General features: G+C 68.6%; 19 protein-coding genes. 11 read left to right on the forward strand and 8 right to left on the reverse strand.

The genetic code is table 11. The annotated features are described in order from the left end of the window. Window positions 1–159 precede the first annotated feature (159 nt). Together CEX88_RS05430 and CEX88_RS05435 are read right to left on the reverse strand one after the other, a co-directional pair. Window positions 160–1,092: a TIGR03564 family F420-dependent LLM class oxidoreductase gene (locus CEX88_RS05430; RefSeq protein WP_094292682.1), complete on the reverse strand. Its 933-nt coding sequence runs from the start codon at window positions 1,090–1,092 to the stop codon at window positions 160–162. 203 nt (window positions 1,093–1,295) lie between these two features. Next, the gene (locus CEX88_RS05435) at window positions 1,296–2,594 is read right to left on the reverse strand and encodes an acetyl-CoA C-acetyltransferase (RefSeq protein ID WP_094292683.1); all 1,299 of its coding nucleotides are present in this window, start codon (window positions 2,592–2,594) and stop codon (window positions 1,296–1,298) included. A gap of 46 nt (window positions 2,595–2,640) precedes the next feature. Here CEX88_RS05435 and CEX88_RS05440 point away from each other — a divergent pair, with 46 nt between their 5' ends. Then, a complete protein-coding gene (locus CEX88_RS05440) occupies window positions 2,641–3,993 on the forward strand; it encodes a 3-oxoacyl-ACP reductase (RefSeq protein ID WP_094292684.1) in 1,353 nt (450 codons plus the stop codon). 1 nt (window position 3,994) lies between these two features. Next, on the forward strand, window positions 3,995–4,837 hold the full coding sequence (locus CEX88_RS05445; protein WP_094292685.1) for a MaoC/PaaZ C-terminal domain-containing protein: 843 nt from the start codon (window positions 3,995–3,997) through the stop codon (window positions 4,835–4,837). A 29-nt stretch (window positions 4,838–4,866) separates the two neighbouring features. On the opposite strand, the gene CEX88_RS05450 is transcribed toward CEX88_RS05445, so the two are convergent. Both CEX88_RS05450 and CEX88_RS05455 read right to left on the reverse strand, forming a co-directional pair. Next, window positions 4,867–5,511: a TetR/AcrR family transcriptional regulator gene (locus CEX88_RS05450; protein ID WP_064399973.1), complete on the reverse strand. Its 645-nt coding sequence runs from the start codon at window positions 5,509–5,511 to the stop codon at window positions 4,867–4,869. Window positions 5,512–5,592: 81 nt separating this feature from the next. Beyond that, window positions 5,593–6,759, reverse strand: coding sequence for a glycoside hydrolase family 3 N-terminal domain-containing protein (locus CEX88_RS05455; RefSeq protein ID WP_202931379.1), 1,167 nt, complete (start codon window positions 6,757–6,759; stop codon window positions 5,593–5,595). 108 nt (window positions 6,760–6,867) lie between these two features. On the opposite strand from CEX88_RS05455, the gene CEX88_RS05460 reads away from it, so the two are divergent. Both CEX88_RS05460 and CEX88_RS05465 read left to right on the forward strand, forming a co-directional pair. Further along, on the forward strand, window positions 6,868–7,041 hold the full coding sequence (locus tag CEX88_RS05460; protein WP_066810839.1) for a DUF2613 domain-containing protein: 174 nt from the start codon (window positions 6,868–6,870) through the stop codon (window positions 7,039–7,041). Window positions 7,042–7,084: 43 nt separating this feature from the next. Further along, on the forward strand, window positions 7,085–11,272 hold the full coding sequence (locus CEX88_RS05465) for a DUF3367 domain-containing protein (RefSeq protein ID WP_420799189.1): 4,188 nt from the start codon (window positions 7,085–7,087) through the stop codon (window positions 11,270–11,272). Here CEX88_RS05465 and CEX88_RS05470 read toward each other — a convergent pair. Then, window positions 11,265–12,860, reverse strand: a complete 1,596-nt coding sequence (locus CEX88_RS05470; protein ID WP_094292688.1) for an MFS transporter — start codon at window positions 12,858–12,860, stop codon at window positions 11,265–11,267. The two genes, CEX88_RS05465 and CEX88_RS05470, sit on opposite strands and share 8 nt — an antisense overlap. A gap of 75 nt (window positions 12,861–12,935) precedes the next feature. On the opposite strand from CEX88_RS05470, the gene CEX88_RS05475 reads away from it, so the two are divergent. Together CEX88_RS05475 and CEX88_RS05480 are read left to right on the forward strand one after the other, a co-directional pair. Further along, window positions 12,936–13,907, forward strand: coding sequence for a phosphotriesterase family protein (locus CEX88_RS05475; RefSeq protein WP_094292689.1), 972 nt, complete (start codon window positions 12,936–12,938; stop codon window positions 13,905–13,907). 1 nt (window position 13,908) lies between these two features. Then, entirely contained in the window at window positions 13,909–15,378 is a 1,470-nt protein-coding gene (locus tag CEX88_RS05480) for an AMP-binding protein (protein ID WP_094292690.1), read from the forward strand. Here the strand turns inward: CEX88_RS05480 and CEX88_RS05485 are convergent. Next, on the reverse strand, window positions 15,347–16,459 hold the full coding sequence (locus CEX88_RS05485) for an acyltransferase family protein (protein ID WP_094292832.1): 1,113 nt from the start codon (window positions 16,457–16,459) through the stop codon (window positions 15,347–15,349). The genes CEX88_RS05480 and CEX88_RS05485 overlap by 32 nt on opposite strands. Window positions 16,460–16,673: 214 nt before the next feature. Between CEX88_RS05485 and pgfA the strand changes: the two genes are divergently transcribed. From pgfA to CEX88_RS05500, 3 genes are read left to right on the forward strand one after another with little or no spacing between them, the layout of a single operon-like run. Beyond that, window positions 16,674–17,870 carry a cell envelope lipid trafficking protein PgfA gene (pgfA, locus tag CEX88_RS05490; RefSeq protein ID WP_094292691.1) on the forward strand — a complete coding sequence of 399 codons (1,197 nt, stop codon included), beginning with the start codon at window positions 16,674–16,676 and terminating at the stop codon, window positions 17,868–17,870. 14 nt (window positions 17,871–17,884) lie between these two features. Continuing rightward, window positions 17,885–19,555 carry an MmpA family trehalose lipid delivery protein gene (locus tag CEX88_RS05495; RefSeq protein WP_094292692.1) on the forward strand — a complete coding sequence of 557 codons (1,671 nt, stop codon included), beginning with the start codon at window positions 17,885–17,887 and terminating at the stop codon, window positions 19,553–19,555. A gap of 55 nt (window positions 19,556–19,610) precedes the next feature. Further along, entirely contained in the window at window positions 19,611–21,083 is a 1,473-nt protein-coding gene (locus CEX88_RS05500; protein WP_094292833.1) for a DUF222 domain-containing protein, read from the forward strand. 42 nt (window positions 21,084–21,125) lie between these two features. Here CEX88_RS05500 and CEX88_RS05505 read toward each other — a convergent pair whose 3' ends face one another. Continuing rightward, entirely contained in the window at window positions 21,126–22,286 is a 1,161-nt protein-coding gene (locus tag CEX88_RS05505) for a glycosyltransferase family 4 protein (RefSeq protein WP_094292834.1), read from the reverse strand. Between the two features lie 46 nt (window positions 22,287–22,332). On the opposite strand from CEX88_RS05505, the gene CEX88_RS05510 reads away from it, so the two are divergent. Both CEX88_RS05510 and CEX88_RS05515 read left to right on the forward strand, forming a co-directional pair. Then, the gene (locus tag CEX88_RS05510; protein WP_066848071.1) at window positions 22,333–23,094 is read left to right on the forward strand and encodes a class I SAM-dependent methyltransferase; all 762 of its coding nucleotides are present in this window, start codon (window positions 22,333–22,335) and stop codon (window positions 23,092–23,094) included. A gap of 54 nt (window positions 23,095–23,148) precedes the next feature. Then, the gene (locus tag CEX88_RS05515) at window positions 23,149–24,624 is read left to right on the forward strand and encodes an aldehyde dehydrogenase (RefSeq protein ID WP_066848074.1); all 1,476 of its coding nucleotides are present in this window, start codon (window positions 23,149–23,151) and stop codon (window positions 24,622–24,624) included. Here the strand turns inward: CEX88_RS05515 and CEX88_RS05520 are convergent. Then, window positions 24,621–26,456: an acyl-CoA dehydrogenase gene (locus CEX88_RS05520; RefSeq protein WP_094292693.1), complete on the reverse strand. Its 1,836-nt coding sequence runs from the start codon at window positions 26,454–26,456 to the stop codon at window positions 24,621–24,623. The genes CEX88_RS05515 and CEX88_RS05520 overlap by 4 nt on opposite strands. Window positions 26,457–26,628: the final 172 nt, after the last annotated feature.

Here is a 26,628-nt window from a genome sequence, read left to right on the forward strand (position 1 = left end):
ACATAAGGGCGGGTTCGGGAGGACACCAGGTGCGTCACATCAGTCTCGCGCGGTCGGCTTTCAACCCTTGCCGACTCTTCGGAAAAGTCACTCCCGAACCCGTCGTGCGACCGATCGTACGCCCGTGATCTCGATCACACCAGTGCGAATTTTCTTCGGTCAGGCGTCCCTGGACCGCAACAGCGCCCGGGTGCGCGCACGCGCCTCGGGGTCGGAGTCGAAGACGCTGGCGACGAACTCGTCGACGCCGGCGGCGCCCAGTTCGTCGAGCCGCTGTGACACCGTTTCCTCGTCGCCAATGATCGCCGCGTCCGCGGGTTCTGCGTAGCCCTCGCGGTCGAGCATGGCGCGGTACGACGGCAACTGTCCGTAGATGGCGAACTCCTCGGCGGCTTCGGCCCGGGCGGCGTCGATGTCGTCGGTGACGCTGATAGGCAACGACGCCACCACCCGAACCGAGGTCTCGTCGCGGCCCGCCTCCACTGCGGCCGTGCGCAGGGTCGGGACGACGTGGTCGGCCAGCGTCCTGGGACCCGTCATCCACGTCATCGTCCCGGCACTGCGACGACCGGCCAGGCGCAGCATCTGCGGGCCGAGTGCTGCGAGGTAGACGTCGGGCCGCGGAGCGCCGGGCACCTTCAACGAACCTCGGGTCGTCCAGATATCTCCGGAGGCGTCGGCGGGCTCGCCGGCCAGCAGGGGCAGCAGCGCGTCGAGGTACTCGCGCATCTGCCGCACCGGTTTGTCGTACGAGATGCCCCACACCCCTTCGGTCACCATGCGATGGCTCAGTCCGATGCCGAGGGTGAAGCGGCCCCCCGCGATGGCGTTCAGTGTCAACGCGCGCTGCGCCAGTTGGGTGGGGTGCTGCACCTGGATGGGGATCACCCCCGAGGCCACCTCGATGGTGTCGATCTCACGGAACGCGACGGCCAGGATCGTCAACAGGTCGGGGTCGTAAGGCAGCTGTGCCATCCACACCCGGCGGAACCCTTCGTCGCGTAACGGCGTCAGCTTCGCCAGCACGCCGTCAAGCGGCGAGCGGCCGTCGGCATCGCTGATGAGCCCGGTGAGGGCGACGCTGGTCTGCACCCCACCATCGAAGCACGACCGGCGGCGAGCCTTCACGCTTGCTGGAACACGGCCCGGGCCTGAGGCCCGAAAAGTTAAGAGCCCCGTGCTGCCGTCGGGTCGGGGGGTCAGACGGCAGCACGGAGCTATCCGGTGTATCGGCGCGCTTCCGGGGGGCGTTACACGCTGCCGTAAATATATTTGATGCGGTCCTGCAGGGCTGGTCAGGCTTCCAGGATGGCCGCCACGCCCTGCCCGCCGGCGGCGCAGATCGAAATCAGCCCGCGCACCGATTGACCGGTCTCTTTCTTCTTCTGGGCCAGCTGCTTGGCCAACTGCGACACGATCCGCCCGCCGGTCGCGGCGAACGGATGGCCCGCGGCCAACGACGACCCGTTGACGTTGAGCTTCGACCGGTCGATCGACCCGAGCGCGGCATCCAAGCCGAGGCGTTCCTTGCAGTACTCCTCGGACTCCCACGCCTGCAGGTGCGCGAGCACCACCGACGCGAACGCCTCGTGGACTTCGTAGAAGTCGAAGTCCTGCAGGGTCAGGCCGTTGCGGGCCAGCAGCCGCGGCACCGCATACGTCGGCGCCATCAGCAGTCCATCCTTGCCGTTGACGTAGTCCACAGCGGCGGTCTCCGCGTCGACGAAGTAGGCGAGCGGTTCGATGCCATGCGCCGAGGCCCACTCGTCGGTCGCCAGCAAGGACACCGAGGCGCCGTCGGTCAGCGGCGTGGAGTTGCCCGCCGTCATCGTCGCGTCGCCGTTGCGGACACCGAAGACGGGCTTGAGCTTGGCCAGCTTCTCGGCCGACGAGTCGGGACGCAGGTTGTTGTCGCGGTACACGCCGAGGAACGGCGTGACCAGGTCGTCGAAGAAGCCGCGGTCGTAGGCGGCGGTCATGTTGCGGTGACTGGCGGCGGCCAGCTCGTCCTGGTCGACGCGCTTGATGCCCATTTCCTTGGCGGTGACGGCGGCGTGCTCGCCCATCGACATGCCGGTGCGGGGCTCGCTGTTGACCGGGATCTGGATGCCCACCGAGGCGGGTAGCTTGCCCACGAGCTTGAGCCGGTCGACGTTCGACTTCGCACGGCGCAGCCCGAGCAGCGTGCGGCGAAGGTCGTCGCCGAGCGCGATCGGCGCATCCGAAGCGGTGTCGACGCCGCCGGCCGCCGCGACCTCATAGCGCCCCGCGGCGATGCCGTCGGCCGCGGAGATGGCCGCCTGTAGACCCGTCCCGCACGCCTGCTGGATGTCGAACGCGGGCGTGTAGGACGAGAGCGCGCTGCCGAGCACGCATTCGCGGATCAGGTTGAAGTCGCGGCTGTGCTTGAGCACGGCACCGCCGATCACCGCGCCGAGCGTCTCCCCGTCGAGGTTGAAGCGCTCGATCAGGCCGCCCAGGGCGGCGGTGAACATGTCCTGGTTCGACGCATTGGCGTACGCGCCATCGGAGCGGGCGAAAGGAATTCTGTTGCCACCGAGGATGGCGACGCGTCGGCGGGTATCACTAGGCATGCACCCATAGTACCCACCCTTCTTACTCTGGAGTAAGTTCGTCCTCATGGCATCGGATCTGTACTCGCAAATCGTCCACTCGACGCCCGGATCGTTCCTCGCCAAGCAACTGGGCATCCCCCAGCCCGAGACGCTGCGCCGCTACAAGCCGGGTGATCCGCCTCTGGCCGGCACGCTGCTTATCGGCGGCGAGGGCCGACTCGTCGAACCGCTGCGCACCGCGCTGGCCGACGACTACGACGTCGTCTCCGACAACCTGGGCGGTCGTTGGGCCGACTCGTTCGGCGCGCTGGTGTACGACGCAACGGGCATCACCGAACCGAGCGGCCTCAAGGGGCTCTACGAGTTCTTCACCCCACTGTTGCGCAACCTCGGACCGTCCGGCCGCGTCGTCGTCATCGGCACCACCCCCGAGGAGGCGGGCAGTGAACATGAGCGCATCGCGCAGCGCGCGCTCGAGGGCTTCACCCGCTCGCTCGGCAAGGAGATGCGCCGCGGCGCGACGGTGAACCTCGTTTACGTCTCCCCCGACTCCAAGCCCGCCGCGACGGGCCTGGAGTCGACGATGCGGTTCCTGTTGTCGGGCAAGTCGGCCTACGTCGACGGGCAGGTGTTCCGGATCGGTGCGGACGACGCTTCTCCGCCCGCGGACTGGGACCGGCCGCTGGACGGGAAGGTCGCGATCGTCACCGGTGCCGCGCGCGGCATCGGCACGAGGATCGCCGAGGTGTTCTCCCGCGACGGGGCGAAGGTGATCTGCATCGACGTCGACGGTGCGCAGGAAGCGCTCGGCGTGACCGCCACAAAGGTCGGGGGGACCGCGCTGGCCCTGGACGTGACCGCCGACGACGCGGTCGACCGCATCACCGAGCACGTGCGCGACCACTACGACGGTCGCGTCGACATCCTGGTCAACAACGCGGGCATCACCCGCGACAAGCTGCTGGCCAACATGGACGAGGGTCGCTGGGACTCCGTCGTCGCGGTGAATCTCGTTGCGCCGCTTGCCCTCGCCGAAGGGCTGGTGAGCAACGGTGTGCTGGGCGAGGGCGGCCGGATCGTCGGCTTGTCGTCGATGGCCGGCATCGCGGGCAACCGCGGGCAGACCAACTACGCCGCGACCAAAGCCGGCATGATCGGGCTGACCGACAGCCTGTCGGAGGCCTACGCCGACAAGGGCGTCACGGTCAACGCGGTGGCGCCTGGCTTCATTGAGACCAAGATGACCGAGGCGATCCCGCTGGCCACCCGCGAGGTGGGCAGGCGGCTCAATTCGCTGTACCAGGGCGGCCAACCGGTCGACGTCGCCGAGACCATCGCCTACTTCGCCAGCCCCGCGTCCAACGCCGTCACCGGCAACACGGTGCGGGTGTGCGGCCAGGCCTGGCTGGGGGCGTGACATGAGCCAACCGTCGGGCCTGATGAACCTGGCGCGCGCGGCGGCGGGCGCCCTGCCGTTCGTGCCGCGTGGCGAGACTCTGCCCGATCGCACGCTGACCGTCGAGGATCTGAGCATCGATTCCGAGAACGTGGCGGCCTACGCGTCGGTGACGGGTTTGCAGTTCGGGGACACGGTGCCGCTGACGTATCCGTTCGCGCTGACGTTCCCGACGTTGATGTCGTTGGTGACCGGGTTCGACTTCCCTTTCGCGGCAATGGGATCGGTGCACATCGAGAACCACATCACCCAGTACCGCCCGATCGGGGTCACCGACTCCGTCTCGGTGAAGGTGCACGCGGAGAATCTGCGAGAGCACCGCCGAGGGCTGCTGGTCGACATCGTGACCGACGTCAACGTCGGCAATGAGCAGGCGTGGCACCAGGTGACGACGTTCCTGCACCAGCAGCGGACGAGTTTGTCCGACGAGCCGAAGCCGCCGCCGCAGAAGCCGCCGAAACTCGGCCCGCCGAACGCGATGCTGCGCATCACCCCCGCGCAGATCCGGCACTACGCCTCCGTGGGCGGTGACCACAACCCGATCCACACCAAGTCGATCGCGGCCAAGCTGTTCGGCTTCCCGACGGTCATCGCGCACGGGATGTTCAGCGCGGCAGCGGTTCTGGCGAACATAGAGGGTCAGCTGCCGGATGCGGTCAAGTATTCGGTGAAGTTCGCCAAGCCGGTCGTGCTGCCAGCGAACGCCGGCCTGTACGTCGACCGCGTGTCCGACGGCTGGGATCTGACGTTGCGCGACATGAAGAAGCGCGAGCCGCATCTGTTCGGGACGGTGCGCTCACTGTAGTCGCGTTGACTCTGCGCCGAGGGCGTCGCCTACTCCGACAATTGTGCCGCAGCCGCAGAGTGAACCGATGAGTCCGAATGTTCGGACGGGGTGCCCTTCAGGCCACGCCAGAACAGGTTGATCATCAGCTCGGCGGCCTCGTCCACGCCGGCGTCGCCGGTGCTGACCCGCGACGCCACTGCCTCGCCGGCGCCGACGAGGGCGACGGCCATCATGTCGAAGTCGGTGTCGGGCTCGGGATTTCGGGTTCCCGAGCGCAGCAGTCTGCCCACCAGGTCGATGATGCGCTCCCGGCCTTCGCGCACGGTGTGGGCGAACGCCTGCGAACTGGTCGCCTGGCTGTAGAGCACCATCCACGACGCCCGGTTCGCGTCGATGTAGTTCAGGAACGCCAGGACCGCGTTGCGCAACAGGTCTTTCGGGCTCTGCTTGAAATCGATCTGGCTGCGCACCTCGTCGACGAACCGCGCCAGCTCACGATCCAGGCACGCCGCGAACAACTCCTCCTTGGAGCCGTAGTACAGGTACAGCATCGGTTTGGAGATCTGCGCCTCGGCGGCGATCGCGTCCATCGACGTCTCGTGGTAGCCGTTCACCGAGAAGATCTGCACGGCCGCGTCCAGCATCTGCTGCTCGCGCACCGCGCGCGGCAACCGCTTGGTACCTCCGGCCATTCCACCAGGGTAAGCAATGCGCGCCACCAGGGCGTCAGCCGCGGGCTGTGATCGGGGACCAGCAGTGGGCGTGGGCGGGAATCAGCAGCGCGGGTTGGGCCCCTTCATTCCCGCCAGCCGAAGCACGGAGGCGTCGACGCTCGACATCGACAGCTCACCGGCATCCAACGCCTTCTCCAGCCGGTCGAGCACGGCGGGCACCTCACCGGTACTCAGCCATAGCGCGACGTCGGCGCCCGCTTGCAGGCTCCGCAGCGCCGCCTCGGCGACCCCGAACCGGTCGGTGATGGCCCGCATACCGGACAGATCATCGGTGAACACCGGGCCGTTGAACGGCTGGCCGCCGTAGTTGCCCGACCGCAGCAGCGCGTAGGCCGCCGGGCTCAGGCTGGCTGGATCGCTGCCGGTCAGCCCGGGCACCTGCAGGTGACCGACCATCACTCCGACCGGTGCCTGGCTGGTCAGCGTCCGGTAGGGCACCAGATCGGTGGTCTGCAGGTCGCTGATCGGTGGCGTCGTGACGCCGCCCGTGTGCGAGTCGCCCGAGGCGCGCCCATGGCCGGGGAAGTGTTTGAGCACCGGCATCACGCCGCCGTCGCGCAGACCACGGGCGTACGCGCCGGCGAAGTCGGTGACGACGGCCGGATCGGAGCCGAACGACCGGTCGCCGATGGACCCGCCCCCATCGACGTCGACGACCGGCGCGAAGTCGACGGTGATACCAAGCCCGCGCATGGCCTGGCCCCGCTTCAGAGCGATGTTGTACACCTCGTCAGGCGTGCTGCTGGCCGCCAGCGAGGCGGGCGACGGTTGGCTGCCGATCAGCCCGGCCAGCCGCGACACCTGGCCGCCCTCCTCGTCAACGCTGACCGCGAGCGGTAGCGGGGTCGCCGATCCAGCGATGGCTGCCAGCGAGCCGTCGGACAGCATCGACAGGTCGGTCCAACTGCCGACGAAGATGCCGCCGACGTGGTGGTTGTCGACGACCGCGCGTGCGTCACCCGCATTGGAGACGCCCACCATCAGCAGTTGGGCGAGCTTGTCACGGGTCGACATCGACGACAGCAGCGATTCACCGGCTCCGCACGCGGGGGCCGCCGGCGCGGCCGGGGCCGCGGGCACGGCGGTGGCCGCCTTGGTGATGGGCGCAGACGTCGGTGACGGCGCGGCTTCCTGCGCGGCAGGCGAGCACGCCACCAGCAATACGGGAGCGGCAACAAGGGCACACAATGCGCGGGGCAAGGCCATGGGCCTCGACACTAACGGCTGTGGTGGCTCAGTTCTATCTCGTGGTCGGCGTGTGCGGCCAGAACATGGGTTCAGCTGGGCACATGGGCCGCATGCTAGTTTTGCCGCATGGATCGGTTCCTCGTGCCCGCCGCCGCCAGCATCGTGGTCGGTCTGCTGTTGGGTGCGGCGGCTGTTTTCGGTGTGACGCTGATGGTGCAGCAGGACAACAAGCCTCCTCTGCAAGCGGGCGATCCGGCGTCTTCGGTGCTCAACAGGGTCGAGTACGGCGACCGCAGCTGAATCCCGGGCCGCCACTGAGACGGCCCCGCTCTCCCGGCGCTGGTTGTGGGTGGCCGCTGCGGCGGCGCTGGTCCTGACTTTCGCCCAGTCACCCGGACAGATCTCACCCGACACCAAGCTCGACCTGACCGCCAACCCGTTGCGGTTCCTCGCGCGCGCGTTCAACCTGTGGAACAGCGAGCTGCCCTTCGGCCAGGCCCAGAACCAGGCCTACGGGTATCTGTTCCCGCACGGCACCTTCTTTTTGATCGGCGACATCGTCGGGCTGCCCGGCTGGGTCACCCAGCGGCTGTGGTGGGCGTTGCTGCTGGTCGTCGGGTTCTGGGGTGTGCTGCGGGTGGCCGAGGCGCTCGGCGTCGGCAGCCCGACGTCGCGGGTGATCGCCGCGGTCGCCTACGCGCTCTCGCCGCGGGCGCTGACCACCATCGGCGCGATCTCGTCGGAGACGCTCCCGATGATGCTGGCGCCGTGGGTCCTGTTGCCGGTGATCTTGGTATTGAAGGGCGGGTCCGGAGGGGCGGGAGAAACAGGGGGCGACCCGCGCGTGCGGGCGCTGGCGATGCGCTCGGCGGTGGCGATCGCGTTGATGGGGGCGGTCAACGCGGTGGCCACGCTCACCGGCTGCCTGTGCGCGGCCATCTGGCTGTTATGTCATCGGCCCACCAAGCTGTGGTGGCGGTTCACGGCGTGGTGGGCGCTCGGCATCACGCTGGCGGTGCTGTGGTGGGCGGTCGCGCTGGTGATGCTGGGCCGGGTCAGCCCACCGTTCCTCGACTTCATCGAATCCTCCGGCGTCACCACGCGGTGGATGTCGCTGACCGAGATGTTGCGCGGCACCGACGTCTGGACCCCGTTCGTTGCGCCCAACGCGACGGCAGGCGCGTCCCTGGTGACCGGTTCGGTCGCCGTGCTGGCCACCACGTTGGTCGCCGCCGCGGGCCTGGCGGGGCTGGCGATGAAGACGATGCCCGCCCGCGGTCGGCTGATCGTCATACTGCTGACCGGCGTCACGCTGCTCGCCGTCGGCTACTCGGGCGGGTTGGGCTCGCCTGTCGCACTGCAGGTTCAGGCGTTCCTCGACGCGTCGGGCACCCCGCTGCGCAACCTGCACAAGCTCGAACCCCTGCTGCGACTGCCCTTGGCGCTGGGGTTGGCGCATCTGCTCGGCCGCATCCCGCTGCCGGGCAGCGCGCCACGAGCGAAGTGGACGACCGCGCTGGCGCATCCCGAACGCGACAAGCGTGTCGCCGTGGGAATGGTGGTCCTGGTCGCACTGGTGGCGGGCACGTCGCTGGCATGGACCGGACGGCTTACTCCGCCAGGCGCATTCGACGCCATCCCGCAGTACTGGCACGACACTGCCGACTGGCTTGATGAGAACAACACCGGCGGCCGCGTCCTGGTGGCGCCCGGTGCTCCGTTCGCCACCCAGGTGTGGGGCAACAGCCACGACGAACCGCTGCAGGTGCTCGGCGAAAGCGCCTGGGGGGTCCGCGATTCGATCCCGCTGACCCCACCGCAGACCATCCGCGCGCTCGACTCCGTGCAGCGGTTGTTCGCCGCGGGCCGACCCTCCGCAGGCTTGGCCGACACCCTTGCCCGCCAAGGAATTTCGTATGTCGTGGTGCGCAACGATTTGGACCCGGAGTCATCCCGTTCGGCGCGACCGCTGCTGGTGCACCGCGCCATCGACGGCTCCCCCGGCCTGGAGAAGGTCGCCGAGTTCGGCGATCCGGTCGGCGCGGGCACCCTGGCCGGATTCGTCTCCGACAGCGGCTTGCGCCCGCGCTACCCCGCCGTCGAGATCTACCGGGTTGACGCCGAAACCCCGGTGACGCCTTACCTCGTCGACACCGACCGCATGGCGCGCGTCGACGGCGCACCCGAGGCGCTGCTACGGCTCGACGAGCGCCGCCGACTGCTCGACCGCCCGCCGCTGGGCCCGATGCTCCTGACCGCCGACGCCGAACGCGCGGGCGTGCCGACCCCGCTGGTCACCGTCACCGACACCCCGCTTGCCCGGGAAACCGACTACGGCCGCGTCGACGACCACTCGTCGGCGATCCGCACCCCCGACGATCTGCGGCACACCCACAACCGGGTCATCGACTACCCCTCTCCCGGAACTGATCTCGTCTACGGGCAGTGGAACGGTGGCCGCGTCTCGGTGTCGAGCTCGGCGGCCGATTCCACCGCGCTCCCCAACGTTGCGCCGGCGGCAGGTCCGGCCGCCGCAGTCGATGCCGACCCGTCGACCAGTTGGGTCTCCAACTCGCTGCAGTCGGCGATCGGCCAGTGGATGCAGGTGGGCTTCGACCACCCCGTCACGAACGCGACCATCACGGTCACACCCAGCGCCACCGCCGTCGGCGCACAGATCCGCCGCATCGAGATCTCGACGGTGAACGGCACCAGCACCCTGCGGTTCGATGAGGCAGGCAAGCCGCTCACCGCGGCACTGCCTTACGGCGAGTCGCCGTGGGTGCGGCTCACCGCGGTAGCCACCGACGACGGCTCGCCCGGCGTGCAGTTCGGAATCACCGACCTCGCGGTCACCCAGTACGACGCGAACGGCTTCGCCCACCCCGTCAGCCTGCGCCACACCGTCGTCGTACCGGGCCCTCCCCCGGATTCGACTGTCGCGCAATGGGATCTGGGTTCGGAGTTGCTGGGACGCTCGGGCTGCGCGCAGAGTCCGACCGGCTACCGGTGCGCCGCGTTGATGGCGCTGTCGGCCGAGGAGCCGGTGAACCTCAGCCGGACACTGACGGTTCCGACGCCGATCGCGGTGACGCCGACGGTGTGGGTGCGCGCCCGACAGGGTCCCCAGTTGGCCGACCTCATCAGCGCACCCGGTACCGCCCGCGCGGTGGGCGAAGCCGATCCGATCGACGTGCTCGGCTCGGCCTACGCCGCCGCAGACGGCGATGCGGGCACCGCCTGGACCGCCCCGCAGCGGGTCGTGCAGCAGGGGACGCCGCCGACACTGACGCTGAAACTGCCGAAGCGGACCGAAGTTGCCGGCCTGCGGGTGACGCCGAGTTCGTCGGAGTTGCCCGCACGTCCGACGCTGGTGGCCGTCGACCTCGGCGACGGTCCGCAAATCCGTCCGGTCGCCGGCGATGCCGGCGCCCAGACCCTGGATCTCAAACCGAGAGCCACCGACACCGTGACGATCTCCCTTCTCGACTGGGACGACGTCATCGACCGCACGGCGCTCGGTTTCGACCAACTCAAACCCCCCGGCCTAGCCGAGGTGACCGCGCTCGACATTCGCGGCGAACCGATCGCGGCGGCCGATGCCGCGGCCAACCGGAACCGCACCATCGACATGCCGTGCGGCAAGGGCCCGGTCATCGGCGTCGCCGGCGAGTTCGTGCAAACCTCACTCAGTACGACCGTCGGCGCCCTCCTCGACGGTGAGCCCGTGGCGGCACGCCCGTGCCGGGCCGAGCCGATCCTGCTGCCCGAGGGCCAACAGGAACTGGTCATCAGCCCCGGCGCGGCGTTCATCGTCGACGGCGCTCAGCTCGCCGGGCCGCGCGCCGGTGAAATACGCGAGGCGTCAACCATTCCCGCGCAGACCGGACAATGGAGCGCAGACCACCGCGAGGTGACCGTCGCACCGTCGTCGGCGTCCCGGGTCCTCGTGGTCCCCGAAAGCATCAACCCCGGCTGGGTCGCCCACGACAGCGCCGGGTCACAACTGACGCCGATCACGGTGAACGGCTGGCAGCAGGGCTGGGTGCTGCCGCCGGGTACGGCGGGCCCGGTCACGCTGAGCTTCCCGACGAACGCGCCCTACCGCGCCGGGCTGATCGGCGGGCTCGCGCTGCTGCCGGTGCTCGCACTGCTCGCCTTCCTGCCGATGCGCAGGCGCCCCGCGCCGGTTGAGCCGGTGCCGGTGTGGCGACCGCCCCCCGTCGCCGTCGGCGCCGCGGCGCTGGCCGTCGGTGCGGCGATCTCGGGGGTGGCGGGCGTGGCGGTGGTCGGACTGGCGGTCGGCTTCCGTTGGCTGCTGCGCCACCGCGAAAACCTCTGCGAGGCAGTCACGGTCGGCACCGCGGCCGGTGGGTTGATCCTGGCCGGTGCGGTGTTGAGTCAGTATCCGTGGCGCTCGGTCGACGGCTACATCGGGCATTCGTGGGGCGTGCAGCTACTGGCGTTGGTCTCGGTGGCCGCGGTCGCGGCGTCGACCGTGCCGATTCGGACGGAGAAACGGCTCAGCTGACCGCGATCAGATGCTCGAGCTTGGGTTCGCCGACGACGTACTTGTCGACCTCCTGCTCGGCGATCAGGTCCTGGCCCGTCTGCCGGATGACGTGCTGGTGCAGGTGCTCGTACCACGACCGCACGACGAACGCCTCGACGAATGTGTTGGGGAATTCGCCGCTACGGAACAACCGCCATTGCACGGCCCCGGTACGCTGCCGCGAACGCTTCACCCGGTCCATCGCCGCGACGAACGCCGCCTCGTTCTCCGATGCGACCCGGTACGTCTTGAGCACGAGGACCGGGCCGTCGGGCGGGGCGGGTTCGAACACGAGCGCTGGTTCAGGCCAGTGCCCCGACGGTTCGACGTCGAGGTTGCCGGTGCCCGGATGCAGCGGCCACCACAGCAGAGATACCGCGCACGCGGCGAGCAACCCGGCCGCGGTCAGCAGCGCGGTAACGCTGTTGGTCGCGCCGGCCACCAGCCCCCAGACCAGCGAGCCGATCGCCTGTCCACCCATGAACACCAGCTGGTAGACCGACAGTCCGCGCGCCCGCACCCAGGCCGGAAGGCTCAGCTGCATGGACGCATTCAGGGTCGACAGGGTCAGCAACCACGACAGTCCGCCGACGATCATCGCGACGATCACCACCGCGAGCACCGGAACCAGCGCCAGCACCGCGGTGGCGAGCGCGAAACCGACCGCGCCCACCGTCAACAATGCGTTGCGCCCGAACCGGACCTGCAGCCGGGACAGCACCATCGCCCCGCACACCGCGCCGACACCCAGGGCGCCCAGCAGCACGCCGTAGCCCGCCGACGACAGGTGCAGTTGTCGATCGGCGATGACCGCGAGCAGCCCCCACAGCGCGCTGCCGGGAGCGATGAACAGCAGCGCCCGCAGCAGGATGCGTCGCACCACCGGCGAGCTGCGGATGTACCGTCCGCCCGCGCTCAGCGCCGACAACGGCCGCTCGGTCGGCAGCAACCGTTCCTCAACCGGCCGGCGCCAGGTGAACAGCACCACGACGATTCCGACGAACGAGACCGCGTTCAGCGCGAACACCGTCGTCGGCCCGGACAAGGCCACGAGCAGGCCGGCGATCGCGGGCCCTATCGCCCTCGCGCTGTTCAGGGCCAGGCTGGTCAGCGCCGCCGCAGCGGGGATCTGTTCGCGCGGAACGAGTTCGGGCTGGATAGCCTGCCACGCCGGAGCCGTCAGCGCCTGTCCGCAGCCGATCAGGAACAGCAGGATCAGCAGAACCGCCGGCGTCGTCAACCCGACACCGGTCAAGATCGCCAGGATCGAGACGCCGGCCGCCATCGCCGACTGCGTGGCGATCAGCAGGCGTCGCCGGTCGACCAGATCGGCGACCACACCGGAGGGCAGCGCCAACAGCATCACCGGCAGCGTCGTCGCGGTCTGTACCAGAGGCACCAGCACGGCGGCGCCGGGATCGGCCACCAGCATCCACTGGGCGCCGACCGTCTGCATCCAGGTCCCGAGGTTCGACACGAACTGCGCGATCCACAACGCCCGGTACATCGGCGACCGCAGCGGCGCCCACGCCGACGGCGCGGTGCGGACGCTCGACGATGTCGCCATTCGGTTCTGGCCTTTCGCTATGAATCGAGTTTCAAGTACCCGATTGGTCGACCGCTATCTCGTAGCATCGGCCGCGTGCCGGAACTGAACACCGCCCGAGGACCGATCGACACCACCGACCTGGGCGTCACGCTCATGCACGAACACGTCTTCATCCAGTCCCTCGACATCTCGACCAACTATCCGGAGGTCTGGGGCGACGAGGCCCAACGGGAGGCCGACGCCGTCGTCCGCCTCAACGAGCTCAAATCGCGCGGGGTCGACAGCATCGTCGATCTCACGGTGATCGGAATGGGGCGCTACATTCCGCGTATCGAGCGTATCGCCGCGCAGACCGACATCAACATCATCGTCGCCACCGGCGTCTACACCTACAACGACGTCCCGATGTTCTTCCACTTCAGCGGGCCGGAGACCCCGCTCGGCGAGCCGATGGTCGACATGTTCGTCCGCGACATCACCAGCGGAATCGCGGGCACCGGGGTCAGAGCGGCGGTCCTCAAGTGCGCGACCGACGAACCCGGCCTAACACCGGGCGTCGAGCGGGTGCTGCGCGCGGTGGCCCAGGCGCACCGGGAAACCGGCGTCCCGATCTCGACGCATACGCACGCCGCGACCAAGCGAGGCCTGGATCAGCAGCGCGTGTTCAGCGAGGAGGGCGTAGACCTCTCGCGTGTCGTCATCGGGCATTCCGGCGACAGCACCGATCTGGACTACCTGGAACGGTTGATCGACAACGGGTCCTACATCGGGATGGACCGGTTCGGGGTCGATGTGTTCCTCGGTTTCGAGGAGCGGGTCGACACCGTCGCGCGGATGTGCGAGCGCGGCCACGCCGACAAGATGGTGCTGTCGCACGACGCGTCCTGTTTCATCGACTGGCTTCCGGAAGGACTCGTCCCGCAGACGATGCCCAACTGGCACTACCTGCATATCCACAACGACGTGATCCCGGCCCTCAAGAAGCGAGGCGTCTCCGACGAGCAGCTCACGACGATGCTCGTCGACAACCCGCGCCGGATCTTCGAGACCCGGGGCGCTTACTGACATGCCCGAACAGACTCCGCCGATCAGCGTGCAGGTCTCACGGCTGGCCGAGACCGAACCCGACGCGCCCGCGATCACCTGCGAAGGCGTCACCCTGACCCGAGGTGAGCTCGACGCGTCGACCAACCGGCTGGCCCGCGCCTACGCCGGACTCGGTGTGCGAGAAGGCGATTACGTCACCGTGGTGTTGCCGAACTCCATCGAGTGGGTGCAGGCGGTGCTCGCGACGTGGAAGCTGGGTGCGATCCCCCAACCACTCTCTCCGAGGCTTCCCGATGTCGAACTGACCGGGCTGCTCGAACTGCGGCCCCGCGCCCTGGTCGTCGGCCGCGCCGACCCCACCGGCCGAATAGTAAGCGTGCCAGCGGGTTACGTGCCCGATGAAAACCTCTCGGATGCAGCGTTACCCGAGAAGGTGTCGCCGGTGTTCAAGGCGATGGCATCGGGCGGCAGCACCGGCAGACCCAAGCTGATCGAGGCGGGCAACGACAGCCGCTACCCGCCGATGGTGGGTTATCCCCTTGGGGCGCAAGAGGGTGACGTCAACCTGATCTCGGTGCCGATGAGCCACAACACCGGCTTCACGACCTTCGCGATCGGGCTGGTTCAGGGCCATCACCTGGTGATCATGCCGCGGTTCGAACCGCACGAGTTCCTCCGGCTCGTGACCGAACACCGCGTGACGTTCCTGACGACGGTACCGACGATCATGCAGCGCCTGATTCCGGTCTACCGGGCCGACCCCGATGCCTACGACCTGTCCTCGATCAGGCGGTTCTGGCATGTCGGGGCGCCGTGTCCACCCGCGGTCAAGCGCGCCTGGATCGAGATTCTTGCACCGGATGTGCTGTGGGAACTGTACGGCGGCACCGAATTACAGGCGTTGACGTTCATCTCGGGAAGTCAGTGGTTGGCCCACCCGGGGTCGGTCGGTGTCGTCGTCGCCGGCGAGATGAAGGTGCTCGACGACGACGGCAACGAGTGCCCGCCCGGTGTGGTCGGCGAGGTCTACATGCGGCCGTCGCCGGGCAGCAGACCCACCTACCGCTACGTCGGCGCGACGGCGAAATCACGCGACGGCTGGGATTCGTTGGGCGACCTCGGGTACTTCGATGCCGACGGCTTCCTCTACCTCAGCGACCGGCGGGTGGACATGTTCACCGTCGGCGGCCGCAACGTTTATCCCGCCGAGATCGAGTCGGCGTTGTCCGAGCATCCCGCGGTGCTGTCGTGTCTGGTGGTCGGCGTCCCCGACGACGACCTCGGTCAGGTGCCGCATGCGCTGGTGCATGCCGAAGGTGGGCTCGACGCAGCGGCCGTCGTCGCGTTCCTGTCCGAGCGACTCGAGCGCTACAAGGTGCCCCGCACAGTCGAGATCACCGATGAGCCGCTGCGCGACGACGCGGGTAAAGCGCGCCGGTCAGCGGTCCGCGACGAGGTCATCTCGCGACGGGCTCAGGCACGCTGCTGACCGACGAGTCCAACGGCGGCACCGGACGGGCGTGGCGATACTCCCAGCGCCGCAACGCCGTTCGGCACGGTGACTCCACCAGCGCATAGCTGACCGCGGCGATCGCGAACCCGAACACGACCGTCAGCACCAGCACCACCGGCATGTGGCCGTTGAACGCGAACTCGCCGATGACAGGGAACACCATCGCGAGTGCGGCGAGGTGCCAGATGAACAGTCCGTAGGACCATCGCCCCAACGTCACCATCGTCGTGCTGCCCAGCACCCGGTGCGAGGTGTCGGGGCGGTCGAGCACGAGCGGGGCGAGCAGCGCACCGGCGACCACGGCGCCCATCGCGATCTTGACGACGAACTGGCTGACCGTGCCCGGCGTGAGGCCCTCGGGTCCGGCGATCGGCGAGGCGGCGACCAGGAACGCCGCGACCGCGATGACCGCCATCAGGACGCGCCGCCGGGCCAGTCGGTGCGGCCATCCGACCGGCGTGACGGTCAACTCGGCGAGCAGCATGCCCGCGGCAAACCAGGAGAAGAAGGCCGGCGGCCAGTTCAGGTGGTTGACGCCGGCCGATGTCGCGATCGGCAGCACCGCCCACCCGAGGCTGACGAGCGCCGCGGCGGCGATGACGGGAATGCGCGCCCGCACCGGGACGCGTCGCACCAGGAGCGCGAGAAGCGGCAACGCCATGTAGAACGCGACCTCGACCGACAGGCTCCACATCTGCGTCAGCCCCGCGGTGAGTGTCAGCGGCACATAGATCTGGGTCAGGGTGAGGTTGGCCAACCACACGGTGAGGTCCGCTTTGGCCTCCGGCAGCAGCGACAGGATCACCACGACCGCCACGAGGTATCCGGGCATGATGCGCACGATCCGGGAGCGCAGGTAGTGGCCGGTCGGCGGGGTCGGCCGCAGCCCGCGCGCTGCCGAGGCGTGCCCGCGCCACAGCAGAAAACCCGAGAGGGCGAAGAAGAGCGCCACCGCGAGATCGAATCGGCCGAACAGTCGTCCGCTGACCCCGCCGGTGTGCCCGGTCTGGAACGCCACGTGGGTGACGACGACGCCGACGGCGGCGCAGGCGCGCATGCCCTCCACCGCAGGCAGGAACCCGCGGGTTCCGCCCACCTGCTCCTCGCGCGTCTCGCCGGCCACCGCAACTGCCACGAAATCAGTGTGCCCGGTGAAGCCGAAGACGGTGACCACGGGTCGGCGGATGCGTCTGGAGCGACGACGACCTTAAATTGTGCTGTTAGGGTCAAACGGGTTTCTGCGGGCATACCGCAGGTGAAGGAGGCACGGTTTGAACCGCGCAGTGGCGCTGCGGATTGCGGCTTGCGGGATCTTGGGGCTGGGTGCCGCCCTGTTGATCGCCGCGCTGTTGCTGTCCACCTACACCCAAAGCAAGATCGCCAAGATTCCGCTGGACATCGATGCGACGCTGATCAGCGACGGCAGCGGCACAGCCTTCGACCCGGCATCGCTGAACAGCGAACGGTTCGTCGTCGACCGCGACGTGCCGATGGTTCAGCAGGAGCAGCTCACCGTCGAGTCCCCGTCGAACGCCGACGTGGTGACGCTTCAAGTGGGCTCCACGCTGCGCCGCACCGACAAGCAGCAGGAGGCCGGCCTGCTGTTGGCGCTTGTCGACACGGTGACCGTCAACCGCAGTACCGCCGAGGCGGTGTCCAGCGAGAGCAATCCGGGCGGTGCGGTGCAGAAACCGCGCGCCATGGAGGACGACAAGCCGCCGACCAACATCGCGCTGCCGCACGAGGGACTGGCCTACCGGTTCCCCTTCGACACCGAGAAGAAGACCTACTCCGTCTTCGACCCGATCGCGCAGAAGGCGTTCGACGCCAACTACGACGGCGAAGAAGACGTCAACGGGCTGACCACCTACCGGTTCACCCAGAACGTCGGCTACGACTCCGACGGCAAGCTCGTCGAGCCGGTGAAGTACGCGTCGCTCTACGAAGACGACGCCGACAGCGAGGTCACCGCCCGCGCGGCGATGTGGGGTGTGCCCGGTGAACCCGACGAGCCGATCACGATGTCGCGGTACTACGCCGCGCAGCGCACCTTCTGGGTCGACCCGGTGTCGGGGACGATCGTCAAGAGGGACGAGCACGGCTACCACTACTACGCCCGCGAGCCGCTCAAGCCCGAGGTCACGTTCGTCGACTACAAGGTCGCGTTCAACGAGGAGACCGTCGAGTCCCAGGTCACCAGCGCGAGCGACGAGCGCGACCGGGTCGCGCTGTGGGGCCGCATCCTGCCGATCACCTTCACCGCGATGGGGCTGGTGCTGCTGGTCGGCGGCGCGCTGCTCGGCTCGTTCAGCCTGCGCGCGGAGTCCGCGCTGATCGACCCCGGTCTCGACGAGGCCGACCACGGATTCTTCGACACCCAGGGCATCAAGGTCCCGGGAGCCGAAGCCAAGACCGAGAAGATCCCGACATCTCGACCGACCGACCTGCCCCCGGACAGACCGGTCTGATCGGGCGGTCGGTCGTGGCACCGGCCTACGCGTTGGTGCTCGCCCTCGTGGTGACGGCGCCGTTGCTCGCACCCGGGTATCTGCTGTTGCGCGACGCGGTGTCCACGCCGCGCTCGTATCTGTCCGATGCCGCGCTGGGACTGTCCGAGGCGGCACCGCGGGCCCTTCCGCAGGACTTCTTCATGGCCGTCGTGTCCTCGGTGGTCGACGGGGGCGTGGTGGCCAAGGCACTGCTCATCGCGGGATTGTGGCTGGCGGGCTGGGGCGCGGCGCGGTTGGCCGCCGCGGTGGTTCCCGAGTCGGGGCTCGCCGGTCAGTGCGTGGCGGTGACGGTCGCGGTATGGAACCCGTATGTCGCCGAGCGGCTGCTGCAAGGGCACTGGAGCCTGCTCGTCGGCTACGGGTGCCTGCCGTGGGTCGCCACGACGGTGCTGCAGATGCGGGAGTCGGCGCGGTGGACCCCGTTGTGGGCGTTGGCTTTCTGGTTGGCACTGGCCGGGTTGACGCCCACCGGGCTGATGCTGGCGGCGACCGTCGCGCTCGTGTGCGTCGCCGCGCCCGGCGAAGGGTGGGGCCGGTGGCGGTGTGCGGGCGTGACGATGGCCATGACGGTCGTCGCGGCGCTGCCGTGGCTGGTCGCGGCGACGGTGTCGCGGGCGTTGGAGTCGTCGCAGGCTGACGGCGTCCTCGCGTTCGCCGCGCGCGCCGAACCGGGCCTCGGAACACTGCTCAGCCTGGCCGGGCTGGGCGGCATCTGGAACGCAGAGGCCGTACCACCCTCTCGCACAACACTTTTCGCGATCGTGGGCACGGCGGTGTTGCTCGGCGTGGTCGCCCTCGGCTTACCGGTCGTGCTGCGCCGACCGGCGGCCGTACCGCTGATGGTGCTGGCGGGGTTCGCCGTCGTGGTGCCCGCGCTCATGGCCACCGGACCCGGGCTCGTCCTCGTCGAGGCGGCCGTCCGCCCCGTGCCCGGCCTGGGGGTGGTCCGCGACGCGCAGAAGTGGGTGGCGTTGGCGATGCCGGGCTATGTGGTTGCCGGCGCGGCGGCGGTGATCTTCGCCCGACGCTGGTTGCCGGCGGCGGCGACCGCGGCACTCTGCTGCGTCGCGCTGATCGCGACGTTGCCGGACTTGGCGTGGGGCGCGGGTGGCCGCGTCACCGCCGTGCAGTACCCGCCGGGATGGGCGAAGGTGGCCGCGATCATCAACGCCGACCCGCGGACGGTCGCGGTGATGCCGATGGGCAGCATGCGCCGTTTCGAGTGGGCAGGTGAGGCTCCCGTGCTCGACCCGCTGCCCCGGTGGGTGCGTGCCGATGTGTTGACCACCGGCGATCTGCACATCGGCGAGCGGACGGTGTACGGGGAGGGGCAGCGCGCACGCGACGTGCAGGAGATCCTCGTCGAGAGCGCGGACCAGAACCTGCTCGCCGATGCCGGGGTCGGATGGGTGGTGGTCGAATCCGGCGCTCCGACAGAGCGTTTGCCGTTGCCCGTCGCCTACACCGACGAAGACCTCACCCTGTACCGGGTGAGCGGATCGTCGCCGCAGGCCGACGGTCGGACCCTGGTGCTGGCCGCACACTGGGCCTGGCTGGCGATGCTGCTCGGCGGTGCGGGCGCCCTGATGGCGCGACGGTTGAGCAAGTCGCCGCCGCGAGTCAAAGCACCTCACCGTCGATGACCTCGGCGTCGCCGGCGGAACAGAAATGTCGGTGGGCGATGGCATACTCGCACACATGTTCGATACGACAAGCGACGCAGGGTTGGTCGACCTGATGGGCCAGGCGCAGCGCGCCAGCCGGGTCGAGATCGCGCGTCAGCTGTTGGCAATCGGGCACTTCAGCCCGCGCCGCGTTCCCGAATGTGACGGCGAGAACGACGACAAGGTGGTCGACGACTGGGAGGTCGTGGCTGCCGAGATCGGTGCCGAACTCGGCATCAGCCGCGGACGGGCCTCGTCCATGATGAGCTCGGGCCAGGCCCTGATCAAACGGCTTCCCAAGGTGGCAAAGTTGTTCGCTGCCGGTGAGATCGAGTGGCAGGTGGTCAACATGCTGATCTACCGCACCGACCTGATGGTCAGCGAGGACGCCTGCGCACTGATCGACGCGATCTTCGCCGACCGGGCCGCCCAGTGGAACCACCTGTCGTACAACAAGCTCGTCGAGGTCGTCGACTGGCTGGTCCTTCAGATCGACCCGGACGCGGTGCGCCGAGCCAAATCCCGTGACGACGACCGCCATTTCGATGTCATACCTGGCCAGTACGGAATGGCCGACATCGTCGCCTGCCTACGCGGCGTCGACGGGGTGGCTTTGAGTCAGCGACTCGACGCGCTGGCCGCCACGGTCTGCCGGGAGGATCCACGAACGCATCGCCAGCGCCGGGCGGACGCGATCGCGGCGGTGCTTGCCCACGAGGACGCGATGGCGTGCCTATGCGAACGACCTGACTGTCCCGCCACTGGCAGGACGGCAACTACCGTTTTGGTCCATATGCTCGCCGAGCGGGACACCGTCGAAGGCACCGGCACGACACCGGGGTACGTAGCCGGATTGGGTCCGGTTCCGGCGTCGACCGTCGCCGACGTAGCGCGCCACGCCAAGCGGCGCCCCATTGAGATCCCCGACGACGCAGCACCCGAACCGCAGTACCGTCCCTCGACCGCGCTTGCCGATTTCGTTCGCTCCCGCGACCTGACCTGCCGGTGGATGAATTGCGACCGTCCCGCCTGGCGATCCGACATCGACCACGCCGCGCCCTGGCCCTACGGGCCCACCCATCCGTCCAACAACGCCTGTTTCTGCCGGCTGCACCACCTGATGAAGACGTTCTACTGCGGACCCGGCGGCTGGATCGTGCGCCAAAAACCCGACGGCGCCGTCATATTCACCAGCCCGACCGGGCGCATACACACCACTACTCCGTTCGGAGCGATGCTGTTTCCACAACTCGGCGCTTCCACCGGCACGCTTCACCTGCCCGAGGTGCCTGCAGCGACACCGGGACGCGGGATCTGCATGCCCACCCGCCGACGCTCCCGCCGCCAGAACCGCGAGCGGCGCATCCAACGCGAACGCGCCCTCAACGCCACGATCCGAGCGGAAAACACCACGCCGGCCACCCAGACTTTCGGCAGCTTCTACCCGCTGGGCACCGGTCCGCCGACCGATCCGAGAGTTCTGCTGGACGATCCGCCGCCGTTCTAGCACCCGAGGGGGACGGTTCGATGACGGGGAGCGTCGCGAAGGCTAGACCACGCCGCTGACGTACTGGCCGCGGTGCACCGCTTCCAGCACAGTGCGCATCGCCTCGGCACTCTGCTGCCAGGAGAACTCACCGCAGCGGACATGTGCCTTGGCTCCGAGTTGCTCGCGCAGCACGTGATCGGACAACAGTTCAGCCAGACCGTCGACCAGACCGTCGAAGTCGTCGACCAACACGCCGGTCACGCCGTCGACGATGGAGTCTGTCAGTCCACCGGACGACCGGTAGCCGATCGTGGGCACCGAATGCTGGCCGGCCTCGATGACCGCCAGCGCCCAACCCTCCTTGCGCGAGGGCAGCACGTGTACCCACGCCTCTTGCAGCACACGGTGTTTGGCCTCGTCGTCGATGTGGCCGTGAAACGTCACCGCATCGGAGATGCCGAGCAGGGCTGCATGTTCGACCAGCCGCTGCTCCCACCAGCCACCACCCACGACGTCGAGCGTCAGCCCTGGCAAGCGCGGCCGCAGCACAGCGACGGCCTCCAGCGCGTCCTCGAGCTGCTTGTGCGGCACCAGACGTGACAACACCACGACCCGCGGTGCCGGCGCGCGCCTGGGGGCCAACGTCGAGGCCGGCGCCTCGTCGAGCCCGTTGCGCACCACCGCGATCTGCCCGGGACGCACGCCCAACGCGGCCAAATCACGCGACGACGGCAGCGACACCGTGACGTACTGGTTACGCCGGTGCGCCCGCGGCGAGAGCCTCGACTCGACGAACCAGCCGATTCGGCCCTTCACCGGCCCGGCGACCGGCCACTGCTCGCGGTGGCAGTGGTGCACGAGCACAGCGACGCGCCGCCCGTAGGCCAGTCGCGCCATGAACGGGATGCCGTTCTGCGTGTCGATTACGACGTCGGGTCGCGCGCGCCGCAGGGGCCCGAGCCCGAAGCGGGCCAACACCATCGCCAGCCCCGCCCAGATGTAAACGGTGTGGCGCCCGCCGCCGCGGCTGACGCGGACCCCGTCGACGACCTCGCGACGCGCGGCTCCCGGATAGCGCGCTGTGCGCAGCGTGACCTCGATACCCGACGCGGCCAACTGCGCGCCGATGCGCTGCAGGTAGGCCTCGCTGCCGCCACCCTGGGGGTGGCCGGTGTCGCGCCAGCACAGCAGCAACACCGATCGGAGCGGACGGGCAGACATCGGCAACAGCGTAGTCGGATCGCGGCGCTGCGTAGTCTTCGGTTCCATGCCAGTCACCGACCGGTTCGCCGAGCGGGCGACACTGTCGCGGTCGCTGCGCCTGCTCGCGCAGTTCCGCTTCGAGCAGAGCGACCCGGCACGGTTCTACGGCGCTCTCGGCGAGGACACCGCCGACATGGTCGCCGACCTGTGGCTGGCCACGGATGGATCGACGCCGGCCGGGCGCACGGTGCTCGACGTCGGCGGCGGGCCCGGTTACTTCTCGGAAGCGTTCGTCGACAAGGGTTTTCGCTATATCGGGGTCGAACCGGATCCGGCCGAGATGCACGCCGCTCCGGGGATGGTGACCGCGAGCACCTACGTGCGGGCATCCGGGACGGCTTTGCCGTTCGCCGACGACAGCGTCGACATCTGCCTGTCCTCGAACGTGGCCGAGCACGTGCGGCGGCCGTGGCGGATGGGCGCCGAGATGCTTCGGGTGACCCGGCCCGGCGGGCTGGTGGTGCTGTCGTACACGGTGTGGCTGGGTCCGTTCGGCGGGCACGAGACCGGGCTGTGGCACTACCTCGGCGGCGCCCGTGCCGCACGCCGGTACACCCGCAGGCAGGGCCATCCGCCGAAGAACAACTACGGTTCGTCACTGTTTGCGGTGTCGGCGGCCGACGGCCTGCAGTGGGCGGCGAGCACCGGTGCGTTGGTCGCCGCTTTCCCCCGCTACCACCCGAGATGGGCGTGGTCGCTGACGAAGGTACCGGTTGTGAGGGAGTTCCTGGTGAGCAACCTGGTGCTGGTTCTGCGGGCGCCGTAAGCGGCCGACTGCAACAGGTTCTACTTCGGCGGCTTCCTAGGTAGTGTGACGGTCATGACACAGAGCACCGCGTATCGCACCGAATGGGACCAGCTGTTCATCGGCGGCAAGTGGGTCGAGCCGGCCACCTCCGATGTGATCGAGGTGCACTCGCCCGCTACCGGCGAGTTGGTGGGCAAGGTGCCGCTGGCGTCGGCCGCCGATGTCGACGCGGCATGCGCCGCGGCCCGCAAGGCGTTCGACGAGGGTCCGTGGCCGCACAAGACGCCGCAGGAGCGGGCCGCGGTGCTGGCTGCTGCGGTCAAGCTGATGGAGGAGCGCGGCGACGAGCTGAAGTTCCTGCTGGCCGCCGAGACCGGCCAGCCGCAGACCATCGTCGACATGATGCAGTACGGCGCGGCGATGTCGTCGTTCCAGTACTACGCGGGCGCGGCCGACAAGTTCCCGTGGAAAGAGATCCGCGACGGCATCTACGGCCAGACCATGGTTGTACGCGAACCGATCGGCGTCGTCGGCGCCGTCACCGCGTGGAACGTGCCGTTCTTCCTGGCCGCCAACAAGCTCGGCCCCGCGCTGTTGGCCGGCTGCACCGTCGTGCTCAAGCCGGCCGCCGAGACACCGCTGTCGGTGTTCGCGATGGCCGAGATGTTCGCCGAGGCCGGTCTGCCCGAAGGCGTGTTGTCGATCGTGCCCGGCGGCCCCGAGACCGGTCGCGCGCTGACCGCCAACGACCAGATCGACAAGTACACGTTCACCGGCAGCTCCGCGGTCGGCAAGGAGATCGCGAAGATCGCCGCCGAGAAGCTCAAGCCGTGCACGCTGGAGCTGGGCGGTAAGTCCGCCGCGATCATCCTCGAGGACGCCGACCTGGATTCCACCCTGCCGATGCTCGGGTTCTCGGGTGTGATGAACAGCGGCCAGGCCTGCGTCGCCCAGACGCGCATCCTCGCGCCCCGGTCGCGCTACGACGAGGTCGTGGAAAAGATCGCCAACTTCATCGGCGCGATGCCCGTCGGCCTGCCCGACGACCCGAACGCCGCGATCGGCCCGCTGATCTCTGAGAAGCAGCGCGACCGCGTCGAGTCCTACATCAAGAAGGGCGTCGACGAGGGTGCGCGCCTCGTCACCGGTGGTGGCCGCCCGGAGGGTCTGGACAACGGCTGGTTCGTGGAGCCGACCGTGTTCGCCGACGTCGACAACTCGATGACGATCGCCCAGGAGGAGATCTTCGGACCCGTGCTGGCGGTCATCCCCTACGAGACCGAAGAGGATGCGATCCGCATCGCCAACGATTCGGTGTACGGCTTGGCCGGCTCGGTGTGGACCACCGACAACAAGAAGGCGCTCGAGGTCGCGTCGAAGATCCGCACCGGCACCTACGCGGTCAACATGTACGCGTTCGATCCCGGCGCTCCGTTCGGCGGCTACAAGAACTCCGGCATCGGCCGCGAGAACGGTCCGGAGGGCATCGAGGCCTACGTCGAGCACAAGAGCGTGCTGCTGCCGTTCGGCTACACCCCCGAGGACTAGAACGCGTCTTCGGGCACGTCCATCGCGTCGAGGCCGATGGTCTCGATGATGCCGCGCGCAGAGGTCAACAGCGGCAGCATGTGCTCGGCGAAGAAGTTCGCCGCGGCGACCTTGCCGGTATAGAACGCCCGGTCGCCCGCGGAGACGTCGCCGTCCAGCGCGGCCAGCGCGATCTCGGCCTGGTGCAACAACAACCAGCCGATCACCAGGTCGCCGACCGCGAGGAGGAAGGGCACCGAGACCAGGCCGATGCGGTACAGCTCGCGCGGGTTCTCCTGCGCCGAGACCAGGTATCCGGTCAGGGCCGCGACCATCGCCTGCACGTCCTGCAGCGCGGTGGCCAGCCGGGCGCGACCGTCGGCGAGTTCTGCACGCGCGAGGTCACTGCGGATGAACTCCTCGATCTGACAGGCCAGGTGCGCCAGCGCGGCACCTTGGTCGCGGGCGATCTTGCGGAAGAAGAAGTCCTGCGCCTGGATGGCGGTGGTGCCCTCGTACAGGGAGTCGATCTTGGCGTCGCGGATGTACTGCTCGATCGGATAGTCCTGCAGGAAACCCGAACCGCCGAAGGTCTGTAGGGATTCGGTCAGGCACTGATATGCCCGTTCCGACCCCACACCTTTGACGATCGGCAGCAGCAGATCGTTGACGCGGCCTGCCATCTCGGCGTCGGCTCCGGAGACGATCTGCGCGACGGGGGGATCCTGGTGGGCGGCGGTGTAGAGGTAGAGCGCACGCAGCCCTTCGGCGTAGGACTTCTGCGTCAGCAGCGCCCGGCGCACATCCGGGTGGTGCAGGATCGTCACCCGCGGCGCGGTCTTGTCGGTCATCTGGGTCATGTCCGCACCCTGCACCCGGGTCTTGGCATAGTCCAGCGCATTGAGGTAACCCGTCGACAACGTGGCGATCGCCTTGGTGCCCACCATCATTCGGGCGTACTCGATGACCTTGAACATCTGGGCGATGCCGTTGTGGGAGTCGTTGACCAGCCAGCCCACGGCGGGCACCCCGTGTTGACCGAAGGTCAGCTCGCACGTCGCCGACACCTTCAACCCCATCTTGTGCTCGACGTTGGTGACGAAGACGCCGTTGCGCTCGCCGAGTTCACCGGTCTCGGGGTCGAAGTGGAACTTCGGCACGATGAACAGGCTCAGACCCTTGGTGCCCGGTCCCGCGCCCTCGGGGCGGGCCAGCACGAGATGCACGATGTTCTCGAAGAGGTCGCCGGCGTCGCCGTTGGTGATGAACCTCTTCACCCCGTCGAGATGCCATGTGCCATCGGGCTGTTGGACGGCCTTGGTGCGGCCGGCGCCGACGTCGGAACCGGCGTCGGGTTCGGTGAGGACCATCGTCGCGCACCAGTCGCGCTCCACCATCAGCCCGGCCCAGTGTCGCTGCTGTTCGTTGCCGATGCCATAGAGGATGTCCGCCATCTTCGACCCGGCCTGATAGATGAACACCGCCGGATTGCCGCCGAGGACGAACTCGTTGATCGCCCACTCCACGGCGGCCGGTGCCGCCACCCCGCCGATGTCCTCGGCCATCCCAACGCGGAACCACTCGCCGTGCTGCCAGGCCTTGAACGACTTCTTGAACGGCTCGGGCAGCGTCACCTCATGGGTGGCGGTATCGAATGTGGGCGGGTGCCGATCGGATTCGGCGAACGACTCGGCGAGCGGACCCTCGGCCTGCCGGGCGGCTTCGTCGAGCATCTGGCGCACCGAATCGCCGTCGAGCTCGCCGAACTCGCCGGTCGCCAGCGCCTTGTCGAGACCCAGCACCTCGAACAGGTTGAACTCGAGATCCCGCACGTTGCTTCTGTAGTGGCCCATCACGAGCGCCTTTCGTTCGCGTGGAGCCGAGCGTAGCCGCCCGAAGGCGCCGCGACCTGCACTTCAGCTCAGGTGCCTGACCACGATCGGATTATGGTATTTCCCATAATCGTGGTCTGCGGCTCGGCAGGGTTGACGCCGCTAGACAAGCCCGTCTAGCTGGGCCGATCCA

The organism is Mycobacterium neumannii (assembly GCF_002245615.1).
Classification (GTDB): domain Bacteria; phylum Actinomycetota; class Actinomycetes; order Mycobacteriales; family Mycobacteriaceae; genus Mycobacterium; species Mycobacterium neumannii_A.

Bases quoted from the DNA above. Each gene is read 5' to 3' on its own strand.
- CEX88_RS05515 (WP_066848074.1), top strand. From the start codon at position 23,149: ATGACACAGAGCACCGCGTATCGCACCGAATGGGACCAGCTGTTCATC.
- CEX88_RS05520 (WP_094292693.1), bottom strand. From the start codon at position 26,456: ATGGGCCACTACAGAAGCAACGTGCGGGATCTCGAGTTCAACCTGTTC.
- CEX88_RS05435 (WP_094292683.1), bottom strand. From the start codon at position 2,594: ATGCCTAGTGATACCCGCCGACGCGTCGCCATCCTCGGTGGCAACAGA.
- CEX88_RS05500 (WP_094292833.1), top strand. From the start codon at position 19,611: ATGTTCGATACGACAAGCGACGCAGGGTTGGTCGACCTGATGGGCCAG.
- CEX88_RS05450 (WP_064399973.1), bottom strand. From the start codon at position 5,511: ATGGCCGGAGGTACCAAGCGGTTGCCGCGCGCGGTGCGCGAGCAGCAG.
- CEX88_RS05445 (WP_094292685.1), top strand. From the start codon at position 3,995: ATGAGCCAACCGTCGGGCCTGATGAACCTGGCGCGCGCGGCGGCGGGC.
- CEX88_RS05480 (WP_094292690.1), top strand. From the start codon at position 13,909: ATGCCCGAACAGACTCCGCCGATCAGCGTGCAGGTCTCACGGCTGGCC.
- CEX88_RS05470 (WP_094292688.1), bottom strand. From the start codon at position 12,860: ATGGCGACATCGTCGAGCGTCCGCACCGCGCCGTCGGCGTGGGCGCCG.
- CEX88_RS05455 (WP_202931379.1), bottom strand. From the start codon at position 6,759: ATGGCCTTGCCCCGCGCATTGTGTGCCCTTGTTGCCGCTCCCGTATTG.
- CEX88_RS05510 (WP_066848071.1), top strand. From the start codon at position 22,333: ATGCCAGTCACCGACCGGTTCGCCGAGCGGGCGACACTGTCGCGGTCG.
- CEX88_RS05440 (WP_094292684.1), top strand. From the start codon at position 2,641: ATGGCATCGGATCTGTACTCGCAAATCGTCCACTCGACGCCCGGATCG.
- CEX88_RS05485 (WP_094292832.1), bottom strand. From the start codon at position 16,459: ATGCGCGCCTGCGCCGCCGTCGGCGTCGTCGTCACCCACGTGGCGTTC.
- CEX88_RS05505 (WP_094292834.1), bottom strand. From the start codon at position 22,286: ATGTCTGCCCGTCCGCTCCGATCGGTGTTGCTGCTGTGCTGGCGCGAC.
- CEX88_RS05460 (WP_066810839.1), top strand. From the start codon at position 6,868: ATGGATCGGTTCCTCGTGCCCGCCGCCGCCAGCATCGTGGTCGGTCTG.